11 protein-coding genes are annotated in these 14,634 nt (G+C 71.8%); 10 read left to right on the top strand and 1 reads right to left on the bottom strand.

Annotated features, from left to right (window positions below; genetic code table 11):
- Window positions 1-13: 13 nt before the first annotated feature.
- The 10 genes from AB0D49_RS03465 to AB0D49_RS03420 all read left to right on the top strand — a co-directional run bounded on the left by AB0D49_RS03465 (window position 14) and on the right by AB0D49_RS03420 (window position 13,897).
- Entirely contained in the window at window positions 14-1,000 is a 987-nt protein-coding gene (locus AB0D49_RS03465; RefSeq protein ID WP_362749952.1) for a glycosyltransferase family 2 protein, read from the top strand.
- A complete protein-coding gene (locus AB0D49_RS03460) occupies window positions 1,000-2,358 on the top strand; it encodes a polysialyltransferase family glycosyltransferase (RefSeq protein WP_362749949.1) in 1,359 nt (452 codons plus the stop codon). The genes AB0D49_RS03465 and AB0D49_RS03460 overlap by 1 nt, the downstream gene beginning before the upstream one ends.
- A gap of 309 nt (window positions 2,359-2,667) precedes the next feature.
- A complete protein-coding gene (locus AB0D49_RS03455; RefSeq protein WP_362749946.1) occupies window positions 2,668-3,960 on the top strand; it encodes a hypothetical protein in 1,293 nt (430 codons plus the stop codon).
- Window positions 3,957-6,377 (top strand): CDC27 family protein, encoded by a 2,421-nt coding sequence (locus tag AB0D49_RS03450; RefSeq protein ID WP_362749943.1) that lies wholly within the window; start codon window positions 3,957-3,959, stop codon window positions 6,375-6,377. The genes AB0D49_RS03455 and AB0D49_RS03450 overlap by 4 nt, the downstream gene beginning before the upstream one ends.
- Window positions 6,378-6,507: 130 nt before the next feature.
- Complete coding sequence (locus AB0D49_RS03445) at window positions 6,508-7,473, top strand: glycosyltransferase family 2 protein (protein ID WP_362749941.1); 966 nt, start codon at window positions 6,508-6,510, stop codon at window positions 7,471-7,473.
- A 3-nt stretch (window positions 7,474-7,476) separates the two neighbouring features.
- Window positions 7,477-8,829 (top strand): polysialyltransferase family glycosyltransferase, encoded by a 1,353-nt coding sequence (locus tag AB0D49_RS03440; RefSeq protein WP_362749938.1) that lies wholly within the window; start codon window positions 7,477-7,479, stop codon window positions 8,827-8,829.
- 103 nt (window positions 8,830-8,932) lie between these two features.
- Window positions 8,933-10,021, top strand: a complete 1,089-nt coding sequence (locus AB0D49_RS03435; protein ID WP_362749935.1) for an acyltransferase — start codon at window positions 8,933-8,935, stop codon at window positions 10,019-10,021.
- Window positions 10,022-10,203: 182 nt separating this feature from the next.
- Entirely contained in the window at window positions 10,204-11,133 is a 930-nt protein-coding gene (locus tag AB0D49_RS03430) for a class I SAM-dependent methyltransferase (RefSeq protein ID WP_362749932.1), read from the top strand.
- Window positions 11,134-11,571: 438 nt separating this feature from the next.
- A complete protein-coding gene (locus AB0D49_RS03425) occupies window positions 11,572-12,729 on the top strand; it encodes an acyltransferase (RefSeq protein WP_362749930.1) in 1,158 nt (385 codons plus the stop codon).
- 169 nt (window positions 12,730-12,898) lie between these two features.
- Window positions 12,899-13,897 carry a class I SAM-dependent methyltransferase gene (locus AB0D49_RS03420; RefSeq protein WP_362749927.1) on the top strand — a complete coding sequence of 333 codons (999 nt, stop codon included), beginning with the start codon at window positions 12,899-12,901 and terminating at the stop codon, window positions 13,895-13,897.
- A gap of 34 nt (window positions 13,898-13,931) precedes the next feature.
- Here the strand turns inward: AB0D49_RS03420 and leuE are convergent, their stop codons facing one another.
- Complete coding sequence (leuE, locus tag AB0D49_RS03415) at window positions 13,932-14,594, bottom strand: leucine efflux protein LeuE (protein ID WP_362749924.1); 663 nt, start codon at window positions 14,592-14,594, stop codon at window positions 13,932-13,934.
- Window positions 14,595-14,634: the final 40 nt, after the last annotated feature.

Genomic DNA, 14,634 nt, shown 5'->3' with positions numbered 1-14,634 from the left:
TAGGCTTTCGCGGGTGCCAAAGCTCTCCGTGATCGTGCCGTTCTACAACGTGCAGCAATACGCCCCTGACACCCTCAGAAGTCTTCGTATGAACGCCAGGAGCGACTTCGAATTCGTCCTTGTCGACGACTGTTCGAAGGACGAGACCCCGGCGATCCTCGAACGGGCGGCCGACGACCTCTCCGCGGTCGCCCAGGTGAAATTCATTCGCCACCAGGAGAACGGCGGACTCGCCACCGCCCGCAACACCGGGCTCGACGCCGCCACCGGTGAATACCTCACCTTCCTGGACGGTGACGACTGGCTCGCACAGGGTTATCTGGCCGAGCTGGTGGGCGCCCTGGAGAAGCTGGGCTGCGATTTCGTACGGACCGATCATGTACAGGCCAAAGCGCGCGCCCGGTCCGTGCACCGGGTCCCGGTCGGGCTGCGCGACACGGTGCTGAACCCGCGCGAGGCGATCCTGCCCGCCGACCGCACCACCTCCGTCGACTACGCCTACGCCTGGGCGGGCGCCTACCACCGCCGGCTGCTCGACAAGGGCCTGCTGCACTTCACCGACGGACTGCGCACCGCCGAGGACCGGCCCTGGATCTGGCAGCTGCACCGCGAGGCCGAGTCCTTCGCCGTGGTCAGTCTGCTGGGCGTCTTCTACCGCCGCGGGGTGGCCAGCTCGCTCACCCAGATCGGTGACGTCCGCCAGCTCGACTTCATCCGGGCCTTCGACGAGGTGATCGAGGAGACCGCCGCCGACCGCGACGCGGCCAAGCTGCTGCCCAAGGCGGTCCGCACCTATCTGGCGATCATCGCCCACCATCTCTCCGAGATCGAGAAGTTCGAACCGCCGGTCGCCAAGCAGCTGCGGGTGATGAGCGCGGCGGCCATAAAGCGGATGCCCCAGGAGATGCTGGGCGATGTGCTCGACACCATGGACCTGAACCGCTCGACCAAGCTGCGCCGGCTGCGGCGCCGGGTCACCTCCGCGAAGGCGGCTGCCTGATGTCCCGTACCACGCAGATCTTCTGTGTCTCGACCCTGTACGGCGCGGCCACCCTCGCCGCCGCGATCGAGTCGGACTGCTTCACCGAGCCGGACCGGCGGGTGCTGCTGGTCTTCAACAACTCGGCGACCCCGGAGACCACACCGGCCGTCGACCAGATGCCCGGCTTCGACGCGCTGCGCCCGCATTTCGACGAGGTCCTCGACTTCAACGCCGCGATCCGGCCGTTCCACCCCGGCGCGTGGGCGCCCCGCCAGGACGACCTGCCCCTGCTGGAGCGCTACTTCCGGCTCCTGTGGGACATGACGGACGACCAGGTGACGCTGGTCATGGAGTCCCTGCAGGTCAACCCGGCGCTGTCGCTGGCGCAGATCTTCACCGGCTGCCCGGTGCATGTCTACGCCGACGGGCTGATGAGCTACGGCCCCACCCGCAACAAGATCGACCCGCTGGTCGGCACCCGGGTGCCGCGACTGCTCCACCTCGATCTGGTGCCGGGTCTGAAGCCCACCCTGCTGACCGAGTTCGGCGTCCCGGCGGAGACCGTCCCGACCGCCGCCTTCCTCAAGGTGCTCGGCGAACTCACCTCCGGCGACCTCCCCGACGTCCCCGACAACTCCGCCCTGCTGCTCGGCCAGTACCTCTCCGCGCTCGGCATCCTCTCCTCCGCCGAGGAGGAGCAGCTCCATGTCCGGATGATGCGCGGCGCGGTCGACCGCGGCCACCGCTCCCTCGTCTTCAAGCCCCACCCGACCGCGCCCGCCTCCTTCGGCCTCGCCCTGGAGGAGGAGGCGACGAAGCTGGGCGTACAACTGACGGTCGTCGACACCCCGGTCCTGGCGGAGGTGCTGTACGAGAAGACCCGGCCCGCACTGGTCGTCGGCTGCTTCTCCACGGCGCTGTTCACGGCGTCGGCGTTCTACGACCTGCCGGTGGCGCGGGTGGGCACGGAGATGCTGCTGGAGCGGTTGGCACCGTTCCAGAACAGCAATCGGGTGCCGGTGGCTCTGGCACATGCGTTGGTGCCGGACCTGAACACGGCGGACAAGGGGACGGACAAGGGGAAGGACAAGGGGAAGGACGGCGAGGTCCTGCCGCCGGAGCTGCTGCAAGGGCTGATCGCGGCCATAAGTTTCGCGATGCAGCCGCAGATCTACCCCGAACTGCGCGGAGCGGCTGAACGATTCCTCGCCCAGCACTACAGCCCCCGGCTCCAGCCCTACTTCAAGCGGCGCCGGCTGACCATGCTCGGACTGCCCGGCGGCATCCCGCAGCGGCTGTCCTTCCTGCCGCACAACTCCACCGCGCGCCGGGTGGTCCGGCGGGCGCGGGCGCTGAAGAAGGCGGTACGGAAGTAGCCGGAGCGGATGCGGTGGTGGCGCGGGGGCGTCTAGTCCCCGGCCTTCCCGGCGGGGCGGTGGTCTTCGGCACAGGGCCACCGCCCTTCGACACAGGGCCTCCGCCCTTCGGCGTGCCCTGGCGGAAAAGGCACAGGTCGGGCGTACCGCGTCAACCCGCCTCCCCACCTCACCCCCATGTCCACCGAGCGCCCCGTCCGACCAGCGAGCCGTCCTGGAGAGTTCATCCACCGGTCACCCCGAAGCCACCCGTGACCACTCGTGTTCGGGCACATTCGGCCTCCGATTCGGAGAACGGTGGAACAGCGCATGACGAACCCGCTGGCGGGATTGTTCAAGGCACGGCAGCGAGAGGCCGCCAGACGGGACCTGTTCGCCCGGTCCCTGCGGCGCTGCGGGGAGTACCTCGCGGCGCAGGGCGACCCGTGCACCGCCCGGCAGCTCCGTCTCTCCCAGGCCGTCGGCGCCTTCGCCACCGCACTCGACGGCCCGTCCGCCGATCCGTTCGACGCCCTGCTCAAGGTGGGCGAACGGGCGCTGGAGACCGGTGACGCGCGGGCGCTCGCGCTCGCCCTGGATCTGGCCACCGCGGCGACCGGGCTGCGGCAGCGCTCCAAGGGCGCCTGGCGGCTGCACGCCCGGACGCTGGACGCGCTGGGCCGCGACAGCGAGGCTCTCACCTCGTACGACCGTCATCTGGCGCTGCTCCAGAGCGGCGGTCCCGCGCCCGAGACCGCCCGCCGGATCGACACCCTGCGCCGCCGCCGGGCCCTGCTGGACGAGGCCGTCGCGCTGTTCCCCGGCGCGGGCGCGCCCCGGCTCGACCAGCCCGCCGCCGCTCTCGCCCCGGAACTCGCCGGGTTCGTCCGGGCGCAGATCGACCGGCACGGCGCGGCCGACACCAAGGTGCGGCGGCTGACCCGGCTCTACGGCGGCTACCGGCGGCTCGCCGAGCGCGACGGGCTGCCGCTGTCCTCGGTCGGCGGGACCGCCCCGCTCGGGGTGACCGGGCTGCGCGCCCTGCTCGACGGCCGCAGCGTGTGCGTGCTCAGCGGCGGCGACCTGGCCGCCGGACAGGACGCCGGGTTGGACGCCGGGAGGGACGCCGGGTTGGACGCGTACGACGTGGTGGTGCGCTGCGACGGTGTGCCGGGCGACCCGCCCGCCTCCGGGGCGCGCCTCGACGTCCACGTCCTCACCCTGCGCGGCGCGACCCCCTGGGAGGGTCCGGCGTGGGGGCGGCGGACGGGCGTACGGCTGGTGTTCGGGGACCCGGCGGGGTCCTGGCGGCGGGCGGTACGACAGCGGCTGGTGCCCGGCGCGCAGGAGTACGTCGGGGACGCCTCGCTGCGCCGTCCGCTGACCGACCCGGCACTGCTCGGCGAGTCCGGCTGGGACCCGGCGACGACGACCACCGCGTTCACCGTGCTGCGGCTGCTGGACTTCCTGGATGTGTCCCCCCGGCTGGACCTGATCGGCCCGGGGCTGCCCGGCCTGCTGCGGCCCGAGGAGGCCGCGTGGGTCCGGGCCCGTGCCGTGCAGGCCGACGACAGCGAGACCGACAGCGAGACCGACCGCAAGATAAGGATCGCCCTGCGATGACCCTGGCCTCCGCGGACGACCGCAGAACCATCACCGGCAAGCGGCGCATCGCCTTCGCCGTCCACACGGACGAGGCGCGGCTGCCGGATGTGGCCACGCTGATCCGGAGCCTGGTGCTGGCCGACCCGGGGGTGTGCGAGGACGTCGTGGTCCTGCACCCCGGGCTGCCCGACAGCGCGTTCGACGCGCTGCGCCCGCTGCACCCGCGGCTGGTGACCCGGCACGCGGACGGCGGCCGGGGCGCGCTGTTCCGGCTGGCGGGCTACGACACCGTCATAGCCCTGGACCCGTCGATGGTGGTCCTCGGCGGCCTCGGCGAACTGCTCCGGCTGCGGCACGGCGTGGCTGCCGTACGGCAGTTGGTGTGGGACGGCGGGCGCCAGGAGCGGCGGGTCCTGGCGGACGGGCTGCTGGTGGTGCAGCGGGCCGACGTGGACGAGACGCTCGCCCGGCGGCTGGCGGACGCGGTGGACGCGGTGGACGCGGTGGACGCGGTGGACATGGAGGAGACGGGGGACACAGGGGACACGGGGGATCTCGACGCGGAGTTGCGGGGCGTGCTGGTGCCCCTCGACGCCCGCCATGACTTCCTCACCTGGCGGCTGTACGACGACACCGAGGTGCCCGAGCGGGTCGCGGTGCTGCGCTTCACCGGTGCGGCGGACACGCCCGGGTACGGTCCGGCGATGGCGGCCCGGCGCCGCTTCGAGCTGTCCGACGCGGAGTTCCGGGCCGCCTACCGCGCGCTGCCCGGAGGCAAGCACCCGGAACTGCTCGCCCACTTCGCGCCGCCGCTGCTCACCGAGCGGCCCTCGCTGGATCTGGCCCGTACGGTCGCCGACGTGTACCGGCAGCAGGGCCGCTACGACGAGGCCGTGCGGGTGCTGGCGCCGGTACTGGAAGGGCGGCTGGACGCGCCGCGCTGCCATGAGACGCTCGGGCTGTGCCTGATGGCGCTGTCGCGCTACGAGGAGGCCGAGACACATCTGCTGCTCTCGGCGTCCGCGCCGGACGCCGCGCCACGCGCCTTCGCCCAGCTCGCCCGGCTGGCCTGGCTGCTGGGCCGTGAGGACGACGCGCACGCCTACGCCCGGGAGGGTCTGGAGGCCGATCCGGCGGACGCGGGCTGCCACGCCTGGTTCGTCCGGACCCGGCCGGACGGGGCGGACGCGACGGGCTCTGCGGGCGCGGCGGGCGGGACGGACGCGACCGGCTCGGCGGGCTTGACGGGCTCGGCGGGCGGGGCGGGCTCGGCGGACGCGACCGGCTCGGCGGGCGCGGCAGACGCGGCGGCGGAACGGGCGTCCGGAACACGGCAGTTCGCGCCCCCGGCGGAGCAGTTCGCGCATGTGGCGTTGTTCGCCGACGGGAACGAGAACGCCGGGGACAAGGTGCTGCCGGAGGCCGTGCGGAGGTGCTTCGACTCCGACACCGGGCCGTACCGCTGGTATCAGCAGCCGGTGCACCGGCTGGTGGACGAGGCCGCGGTGGAGCGGCTCAACGCCCGGCGCGGGGTGATCGTGGGCGGCGGCGGGCTGTTCCTGCCGGACACCTCCCCGAACGGCAACAGCCACTGGCAGTGGAACGTGCCCGACGCGATGCTGGCCCGGATCACCGTGCCGCTGGCGGTGTTCGCCGTCGGGTACAACGTGTTCGACGGGCAGCTCTACCGGCGGACCCGGTTCGCGGAAAGCCTGCGCGCGCTGGTGGAGCGGTCGGCGTTCTTCGGGCTGCGCAACCACGGGTCGATCGAGCGGGTGCGGGAGCTGCTCCCGGCGGAGCTGCGCGACCGGGTGCGCTACCAGCCCTGTCCGACGACGGTGGCCCGGCATCTCATCGACGGCTGGACCGACCCGGTCACCCGTACCGACAGTGTGCTGGTCAACGCGGCCTACGACCGCTCGGGGCTGCGTTTCGGCCATGACTACGGGCATTTCCTGGCGGAGATGGCGGACGCTGTCCGCACCCTGCGGGAGCGGGCGGACGTGCGGTACGCGGCGCACATGCCGGCCGACGAGAAGTTCGTCCACGATCTGCGGCGCGAGCACGGCCTCACCCTGCCGGTGGAGCGGCTGTACGAGAGGTCGAACGACGAGATCCGCGACCTGTACCGCACCACCCGGCTGGTGATGGGGATGCGCGGGCACGCCGGGATGATCCCGTTCGGCTGCGGGACACCGATCCTCAGTCTGGTGTCGCACCCCAAACTCGCCTACTTCCTGTCGGACATCGGCCGCCGGGAGTGGGGTGTCTCGGTGCACGACCGGGAGTTGGGAGCGCGGCTTGTGGAGCGGGCGACGGCGATCCTCGACGACCATCCGGCGGCGGTGGCCGAGGTGCACGCGGCCCAGGACTTCCTGTGGAAGACCACACAATCGAACATGGATGAGCTGAGGGAAACCTTCACCAGGGGCTGAGAACCAAGAATTCATCTCGGCCACGAATGGACTTCACCGTTCCGCGCCCTCGTTGCCACCGTCCACCTCGGGAGCCTCGTTAACCTGTTCGTTCCCATCGGCAACCTTCGAACGCGAGAGGCCGTCCAGCGTGCCCAAATTGTCCGTCGTGGTCCCCATGCACAATGTGGGGGCCTTCGCCGAGAGCACTCTGCGGAGTCTCGCCAACAACGCGGACTCCGACTTCGAGTTCCTGCTCGTCGACGACTGCTCCCAGGACTCCACCCCGAAGGTGATCGACCGCTGGGCGGACCGGCTGCCCCACACCACGGTGATCCGGCACGAGCGGAACATGGGCATAGCGCAGGCCCGCAACAGCGGCATCGACGCGGCGCGCGGCGAGTACCTCACCTTCCTCGACGGCGACGACTGGTACGGCCCCGGCCACCTGCCCGACCTGGTGTGTGCCATCGAGGAGTTGGGCTGCGACTTCGCCCGTACCGACCATGTCCAGGCCACCGGCACCGAACGGGTCGTCCGGCGCCCCCCGGCCAAGGTGCGCGACCGGGTGATGGACCCGCGTGACGGCATCATGCCCGTGCACACCGAGACCATGGTCGACTACCCCTTCGTCTGGGCCGGGATCTACGCCCGCCATCTCTTCGACGACGGCGGGATGCGCTTCGCCACCGAACTGCGCACCGCCGAGGACCGGCTGTGGATCTGGCGGCTGCACCTGAAGGCGAAGAGCTATGCCTCGCTGGGCCTGAACGGCGTCTTCTACCGCCGCGGTGTCGCCACCTCGCTCACCCAGGTCAAGGACGACCGCCAACTCGACTTCATCCCGGCCTACGACACCCTGATCCAGGACGTGCTCCAGGACCCGGAGGCCGACCGCTTCCTGCTCAAGGCCGTCCGCACCTACTGCGCGATGATCGCCTTCCACCTCGGCAAGGTGGACGACTACGAACCGGTCGCCGCCCAGCGGCTGCGCCGCGAGGCCCGCGACGCCCTGCACCGGATGCCGCAGCGGGCCCTGGAGGAGACCCTCCGCACCATCGACGACACCCGGGGCAGGCTGCTCAGCCGGCTGCGCGACGGGCGGAAGGCTGCCTGAACCATGCGCGACACCACCCAGATCTTCCAGGTCTCCACCCTCTACGGAGCCGCCACCCTCGCCGCCGCGCTGGACGCCGGACAGTTCGGGCCGCGCGGCTCGGCCCGGCGCATCCTGCTGGTCTCGAACAACGCGGGCACCCCCGAGACCGCGCTGCGCCTGGACGAGATGCGCGGCTACACCCGGATAGCCAGCCGCTTCGACGACGTCGTCAGCTGGAACCACACGATCCGCCCGTACCACCCGAGCCTGTGGGGTCCGCGCGGCAACGATGTCGGACTGTGGCAGAAGGCGTTCCGGCTGGCCTGGGACATCGACGAGCTGGAACTGATCGAGCTGGCCGTCGAGTCGATCCAGGTCAACCCCGGCCGGGCGCTCGCCGCGATCTTCTCCGAGGCGTCCGTCCATGTGTACGCCGACGGGCTGATGAGCTACGGCCCCACCCGGGACCGGCTCCCGCTGACCATCTCCAGCCGGGTCCAGCGGCTGCTGCACCTCGATCTGATACCCGGCCTCACCCCGCTGCTGCTCTCCGAGTACGGGGTCGCCCCGGAGATCGTCCCGGACGCCGCCTTCCGTGCCGTACTGGACGAGATATCCCAGGACACCGCCGACGACGCACGGCTGGAGCAGGTGCGTGAGCAGGCGCCGACGGCCGTGCTGCTCGGCCAGTACCTCGCGGCCATCAACATCCTGAGCGCGGACGAGGAGGAGGCCCTCCATCTGGCGATGCTCCGCGGCGCCGCCGCGGCCGGGCACACATCGGTGGTGTTCAAGCCGCACCCCACCGCCCCCGCCAGCTACTCGCGGGCGCTGACCGAGGCCGCGGCCGAGGCGGGCGTCCGGCTCACCGTGCTGGACGCGCCGCTGCTCGCCGAGACCCTGTACCACCACTGCCGTCCCGGACTCGTCGTCGGCTGCTTCTCCACCGCCATGGTGACCGCGTCCCACTACTACGACATCCCGATCGGCCGGGTCGGCACCGGACTGGTCATGGGGCGGCTCAAGCCCTACGCCAACAGCAACCGGGTGCCGCTGGCGATCGTCGACCACCTGGTCGCCGACCTGGAGCGCGGCGCCCGTCCGGCGGCGGTCGGCGCCGCCCCCGACTCGCTCGCCCCGCTGGTGCGGGCCATGGGCTTCTGTATGCAGCCCACCGCCTACGCCGCACTGCGCGAACCGACCGCCGACTGGCTGCGCGCCCACCTCGACTCCGTACCGGGCGGCTACTTCCCCGAAGCCCGCCTGGCCGAACTGGGGCTGCCCGGCAGCACCGCCCAGGCCCGCGCCAAGCACCAGGTCCGCCGGGCCAAGCGCGTGGTGCGCCGCGCGGTGCGCCGGACCGCCGACGGCTGACCGGCGCCCCGCCGCACCCCCTCCCGCACGACCCCTCCCGCACGACCCCTCCCGCACGACCCCTCCGCACGACCCCCCGACCGTTCCCTCTGAAAGGCGCGCGGTGCAGAACGAGACAGCGGTACGCCTGCCGCAGCAGCGCGGTACCTCGCCCGAGCCGGCCGGGACCGCTCCCCGGCGCGAACACCGCTTCGACGTCGATCTGATGCGGCTGGTCTGCTCCGCGACCATCATGCTCGGCCATGTCGGCGCGCAGTTCATCCACGCCACCGGCAACGACCCGGACAACGGGGCCGGGGCGTACTGGGCCGGTCATGTGGCCGAGGCGCTCAACCCGTTCGCCGTGCCGATGTACTTCGCCATCGCCGGATGGGCCGTGCTCGTCGGCGCCCCGCCCAAGGACGGGGCCCGGATGTGGCAGCGGGTGGTGCGCAACACCGTGCCGCTGTTCGCCTGGACGGCGATCTACCTGGTCTGGGCGTATCTGCGGGACCGCAACGAACGGCCGATGACCGAGCTGGCGGTGGACGCGCTGTTCGGGTCGGTGCAGCCCGCGTACCACCTGTGGTTCATGTACAACTACATCCCGATCATCGTGCTGCTGGCCTTCGCCCTGCTGATCAAGGCCGGGCAGCGGCCGTGGCGGCTGGGCGCGGCGCTGCTGTTCATCGCGGTGCTGCCCTCGGTGATGACCACCGTCACCGAGGTCACCGACATCGAGACCCCCACCGTGGCCTGGGGCTTCGGCACCTACTCACTGGTGTACGCGGTCGGCGGCGCGCTGCTGTTCGCGCTGCCCGCCCGGTCCCCGCGCTGGCGCTGGCCGCTGCTGGCGCTGTTCCCCGTCACGGCCCTCGCCTGTCTCTGGTACAACACGCAAGTCCACTATGTGATCCCCAACGCGCATCTGTTCGTCGCCACCATGGCGATCAGTGTGCTGCTGCTGATCAGCCGGGTCCGTGTCCCCGAGAAGCGCCGCCCGCTGCTCCAGAAGCTGGCCGGGGCCGCGCTGGGCGCCTATCTGGTGCATGTGCTGTTCGTGGAGGAGATCGTCGGCCGGGTGGTGTCGCCGGACCTGGGCGCGGTGGCGGCCGGGGCGCTGCTGGTGGCGATGGTCGCCGTGGTGATGGCGCTGTCGTTCGCGACCAGTCTGCTGTGGGGGAAGCTGAAGCTGCGGCGCTGGCTGGGCTGACGTTCGATGCCCCCGGTGCCGGGCCTCTGGACCACGCCCTTCCGCCATGGGGAGTTCCGCAGCTGTTAACGCCTCGCTCAGCTGACACACCTTTCCCCCGGGAACCGCCGACCTAGCCTGTCTGGAACCCGCGAGCCGCACATTCCGACTCGAACACCCGACGGATCGAGGTCTTCGGTTCCATGAACAGCCGCTCCCTGCTCACCAGTTCGGCATCCCGGCGTCTGCTGCGCCCGGTGGCCGATCTCATCGACCAGCGCATCGACCGGCGTCTGCGCGCGGCGACGGCGGCCCGGACCGCCGAACGCGATCAGCTCCATGACGCGATCGAGCTGATGAAACAGCATCAGCTCACCGTGGAACTGCTGCTCGGTCCGCGCGGAAGGGGACTCTCCCGGATCGTCGCCCACGGCCCGCTGAAGCGGCTGCACGCCGAGGTCGAGGAGCTGGTCGGCGACCGGGAGGCCGCGCGGCGCAATGTCGCCGCCGCCTACCGGCTGCTGGTGGCGATGGAGTCGCTCGGCGTCGGCCGGATCGCCGGGGGCACCATGAACATCTGCGGAAAGCTGGGGACGATACCCCTGCTGGACCCGCCGAACGACGACATCCTGGAGATCGGCACGCTGTACGGCATGTTCTCGGCGGGGCTGCTGCGGATGATGGAGCGGGACGGCCGCAGCCCCAGTGTGACCATCGTCGACCCGTTCGCGGGCGTCCAGCTCCAGCCGGGCACCCCCGAGCGCTCCGATCCGACCGGGGCACCGGTCGACGAGCACGCCGTCCGCACCAATCTGACGCTGGCCGGACCGGCGGGCGCCACGGCCCGTGTCCAGCGCGGCTTCTCCGAGGACCCGGCGACCCGGGCGGCCGTCTCGGACCGGCGCTACGGCGTGATCGTGATCGACGGCGACCACTCGGCGGCGGGCGTCCTGGCGGACCTGGAGTGGGCCGAGGAGATCGCCGCACCCGGCGCGATCGTCGTCCTCGACGACTACGGCGACGCCAAGTGGCCCGGGGTGAAGGACGCGCTGGACAAGCATCTGACCGGCGAGACCCGCTTCACCTACCTGGGCAAGGCCGCCCACTCGGCGTTCCTGCGCACGGCGACCTGACACGCTCCCGGCCTCCGGGACCGCCTCGGCGTGACGCGCTCCGGGACCCCGGGATCGCCCCGGCGTGACGCACTCCGGGACCCCGGGATCGCCTCGGCGTGACGCGCTCCGGGACCCTGGGACCGCCCCGGCCTGACTCCCTCCCGGCCCCAGGACCATCCCGGCCCGACGCGCTCCCGGACCCCAGGACCGCCCCGGCGTGACTCCGGACACATTCGCCCGCACCACTCCGCCCATATCAGCCACTCGTATGACACACAGGTGAACCACAGCCGTCCGATGGGCGAATCGGCCCGGCGGTCACCGGATGGCGGTACTCCCCGCCCTTAGTGTTGACGCACGTCAGTTCCCCTCCGGCCGGTGCGCCCCCATGCCGTGCGCCCGGCCGGGCGGGGCCGTGGAGGCAGCACCAGGGGTGAGAGCGTGACGGAGACGGTCGTGAGCACGGCGCAACCGAGGTCCGGCACGACCGTGCCCGACGGCACGGACGTACGGCCCGGTCCCGTCGTACCGTCGCCGGAGCGGTCCGCGAGACCGGCGTCCGGCGGACGGCTCCGCGCCCTCGACGGACTCCGTCTCCTCGCCGCCCTCATGGTCGCCCTCTACCACTACGGCGGCCGGGGCGGTGATGTCACCCGCGCCTGGGGCAGCTCCCCGCAGGACCAGTTCCCCACCCTGCACTCCTGGTTCGCCTACGGCCCGCTCGGTGTGCAGATCTTCTTCGTGATCAGCGGGTTCGTGATCTGTATGAGCGGCTGGGGCCGCCCGCTGCGGTCCTTCTTCGCCTCCCGCGCGTCCCGGCTGATGCCCGCGTACTGGGTGGCCGTCGTGCTGGTCACGGCGGTCTTCGCGCTGCCCGGTGTGGTGTACGCGGCGGTGACCCCGAGCGAGGCGCTGCTGAATCTGACCCTGCTCCAGGAGCCGCTGGGCGCCCACCGGGTGCTGGGCGTCGACTGGACCCTGTGGGTGGAGATCCGGTTCTACGCGCTGTTCGCCCTGTGCCTGGTCCTGCCCGGGGTGAACCGGCGCCGGGTGGTGCTGTTCTGCGCGGTGTGGACGCTGGCCGCGGCGATCGCCCAGGCGTCCGGCGAGGAGGCCCTCACCCTCGTCCTCATGCCCGAGTACGCCCCCTTCTTCATCGGCGGGATGGGCATCTATCTGCTCTACCGCGACCGCCGCGACGCCCTCGCCTGGGGCATCGTCGCGGTGAGCTGGCTGACCGGGCAGTACCACGCGGTCGAGGGCCTGTGGCACAGCAGCGACCCCGGTCAGTTCTCCTACCGCTCGGCCACCGTCATCGTGCTGATCGTCACCTTCGGCTTCGCCGCCGTCCTCGCCATCGCCCTCGGGCTGCTCGACTGGGCGAGCTGGCCCTGGCTGACGGTCGCGGGCGCGCTGACGTACCCCTTCTATCTGGTCCACGAGCACCTGGGCTGGGTCGTCATCAAGGCGCTGCACCAGGATCTGGGCGTCCCGTCCTGGGCGACCCTGGCCCTCACGCTGGGCGCGATGCTGCTGCTGGCCTGGCTGATGCACCGGTATGTGGAGCGCCGGGTCACTCCGTGGCTGCGGAAGGCACTGCACGGCGTGCGGTGACGGCACGGTGACCGGGCACCGAGGGCACGTCCCGGGTCACCTGGGGCTTCACAGGGTCACGGAGAGACGTTGACCCGCTGTTCATCCCGCCGTCCGTCCCGCGTGACCTGGCTGGGAATGCGCTGAGCTGTCCGTATCCCCACGTACGCGCGAGGAAGTGCACCACCCGATGACGGCTCCACACGGCGTGACCCACCCGGAAACCAGCGCGCCCGCAGCACCCGTGCCCCCGCCGCCCCGGCGGCTGGACGATGTGAAGGGCTGGTTCCCGGTCCTCGACCAGCTGCTGTTCGCCTGGCTCCTGGACCGGCAGCGCGGCACGGGGCTGCGGGGCGACCTCCTGGAGATCGGGGTGTTCCTCGGCAAGAGCGCGATCTTCCTGGGCCGGCACCGGCAGGACGGCGAGGCGTACACCGTCTGCGACCTCTTCGAGGGGGACGCCCCCGACGGGGCGAACCGGGCCGAGGCCACCAAGTCCTACGCCGCGCTCACCCGGCACGCCTTCGAGACCAACTACCTCGCCTTCCACGACGAGCTGCCCCACATCCTCCAAGGGCCCAGCTCGGTCGTCCCCGGCGAGGTCCCCCCGGCCAGCTGCCGCTTCGTGCACATCGACGGCTCGCATCTGTACGAGCATGTGCGCGGCGACATCGGCGCGGCACGGGAGGCGCTGGTCCCGGACGGGATCGTCGTCCTCGACGACTTCCGCTCCGAGCACACCCCCGGTGTCTCCGTCGCCGCCTGGGAGGCCGTCCTCAGCCACGGTCTGCGACCGGTCTGCCTCACCACCCAGAAGCTGTACGGCACCTGGGGCGACCCCGCGCCGGTGCAGGAGGAGCTGCTCTCGATGGTCCGGGGGCGGGACGACTGCGAGCTGAGCGTCCAGCACGCCGCCGGGCACCGGCTCGTCCGGCTCAAGTCCCGGCGCTCGATGACCGCCCCCGCCTTCCCGCCCTCGCGGTACGCCGGACAGGAACCGGTGCAGGGGCGGGACGCCGAGGGGCAGAACACCGACGTGCGCGTCGCCGACCGGCTTCCCCAGCAGCGCCGCCCCGCTCCCCCGCCCCACCGTCCCCGCAGCCGTGCCCTGCGGCTCGTCCACGCGCTGCTGCCGCAGCCGGTGATCCGGGCCCTGCGCAAGACCCGTACGCCTGCCGGGAAGCGCTGACCCCGCCCGGCGGGCGCTACCCGCTCCACACGTGCTACGCGCTCGACGCCAGGGAGAGCTTCACCGCGAAGCCCAGGAACAGCGCCCCCGCCGCCGATGTCGCCCCGGCCGAGAGCCTGCGGCGTCGGCGGAAGGTGGCGGCCAGCCGGGTGCCGCCGAATATCAGCGCGCTGAGGTAGAGCACGCTCGCCAGCTGCATGAACGTCCCCAGGACCACGAAGGACAGCGCCGGATAGGCGTACCCCGGGTCCACGAACTGGACGAAGAAGGCGACACAGAACAGGATCGCCTTCGGGTTGAAGAGGCTGATCAGCAGCGCGGTGCGGAACGCGCGGCCGTCGCTGTCGGCGCCCGCACCGGACGCCGGGCCGTCCTGCGCCGCCAGCTCCCCGCGTCTGCGCCACATCCCCCACGCGGCCCGCAGCATCCCGACCGCGAGCCAGGTCAGATAACCGGCGCCCGCGAACTTCACGATCCCGAACAGCACCGCGTTCGCCTGGAGCAGCGAGGCGACGCCCGCCGCCGACAGCGTCATCAGCACCGTGTCCCCCAGCCAGACGCCGGCCGCCGCCGTGTACCCGGCCCGCACACCCCGGCGGGCGGCCATGGACAGCACATACAGCGAGTTGGGGCCGGGCAGCAGCACGATCAGGACGAGACCCGCGAGATAGGTGGGAAGGTCGATGACACCGAACATGGAATGGAGTGTCGCACGGAGGTACGACATCGCCTCAAGG

The organism is Streptomyces sp. NPDC048290, from assembly GCF_040652095.1.
In the GTDB taxonomy this organism is placed as follows: Bacteria; Actinomycetota; Actinomycetes; order Streptomycetales; family Streptomycetaceae; genus Streptomyces.
Note: the sequence above shows the minus strand (reverse complement) of the source record. Positions and strands in the feature narration are given on the sequence as shown.

What these genes read in the sequence shown, in the direction of transcription:
- AB0D49_RS03440 (WP_362749938.1), top strand. Translation starts at nt 7,477, where the DNA reads ATGCGCGACACCACCCAGATCTTCCAGGTCTCCACCCTCTACGGAGCC.
- AB0D49_RS03460 (WP_362749949.1), top strand. Translation starts at nt 1,000, where the DNA reads ATGTCCCGTACCACGCAGATCTTCTGTGTCTCGACCCTGTACGGCGCG.
- AB0D49_RS03420 (WP_362749927.1), top strand. Translation starts at nt 12,899, where the DNA reads ATGACGGCTCCACACGGCGTGACCCACCCGGAAACCAGCGCGCCCGCA.
- leuE (WP_362749924.1), bottom strand. Translation starts at nt 14,594, where the DNA reads ATGTTCGGTGTCATCGACCTTCCCACCTATCTCGCGGGTCTCGTCCTG.
- AB0D49_RS03430 (WP_362749932.1), top strand. Translation starts at nt 10,204, where the DNA reads ATGAACAGCCGCTCCCTGCTCACCAGTTCGGCATCCCGGCGTCTGCTG.
- AB0D49_RS03450 (WP_362749943.1), top strand. Translation starts at nt 3,957, where the DNA reads ATGACCCTGGCCTCCGCGGACGACCGCAGAACCATCACCGGCAAGCGG.
- AB0D49_RS03455 (WP_362749946.1), top strand. Translation starts at nt 2,668, where the DNA reads ATGACGAACCCGCTGGCGGGATTGTTCAAGGCACGGCAGCGAGAGGCC.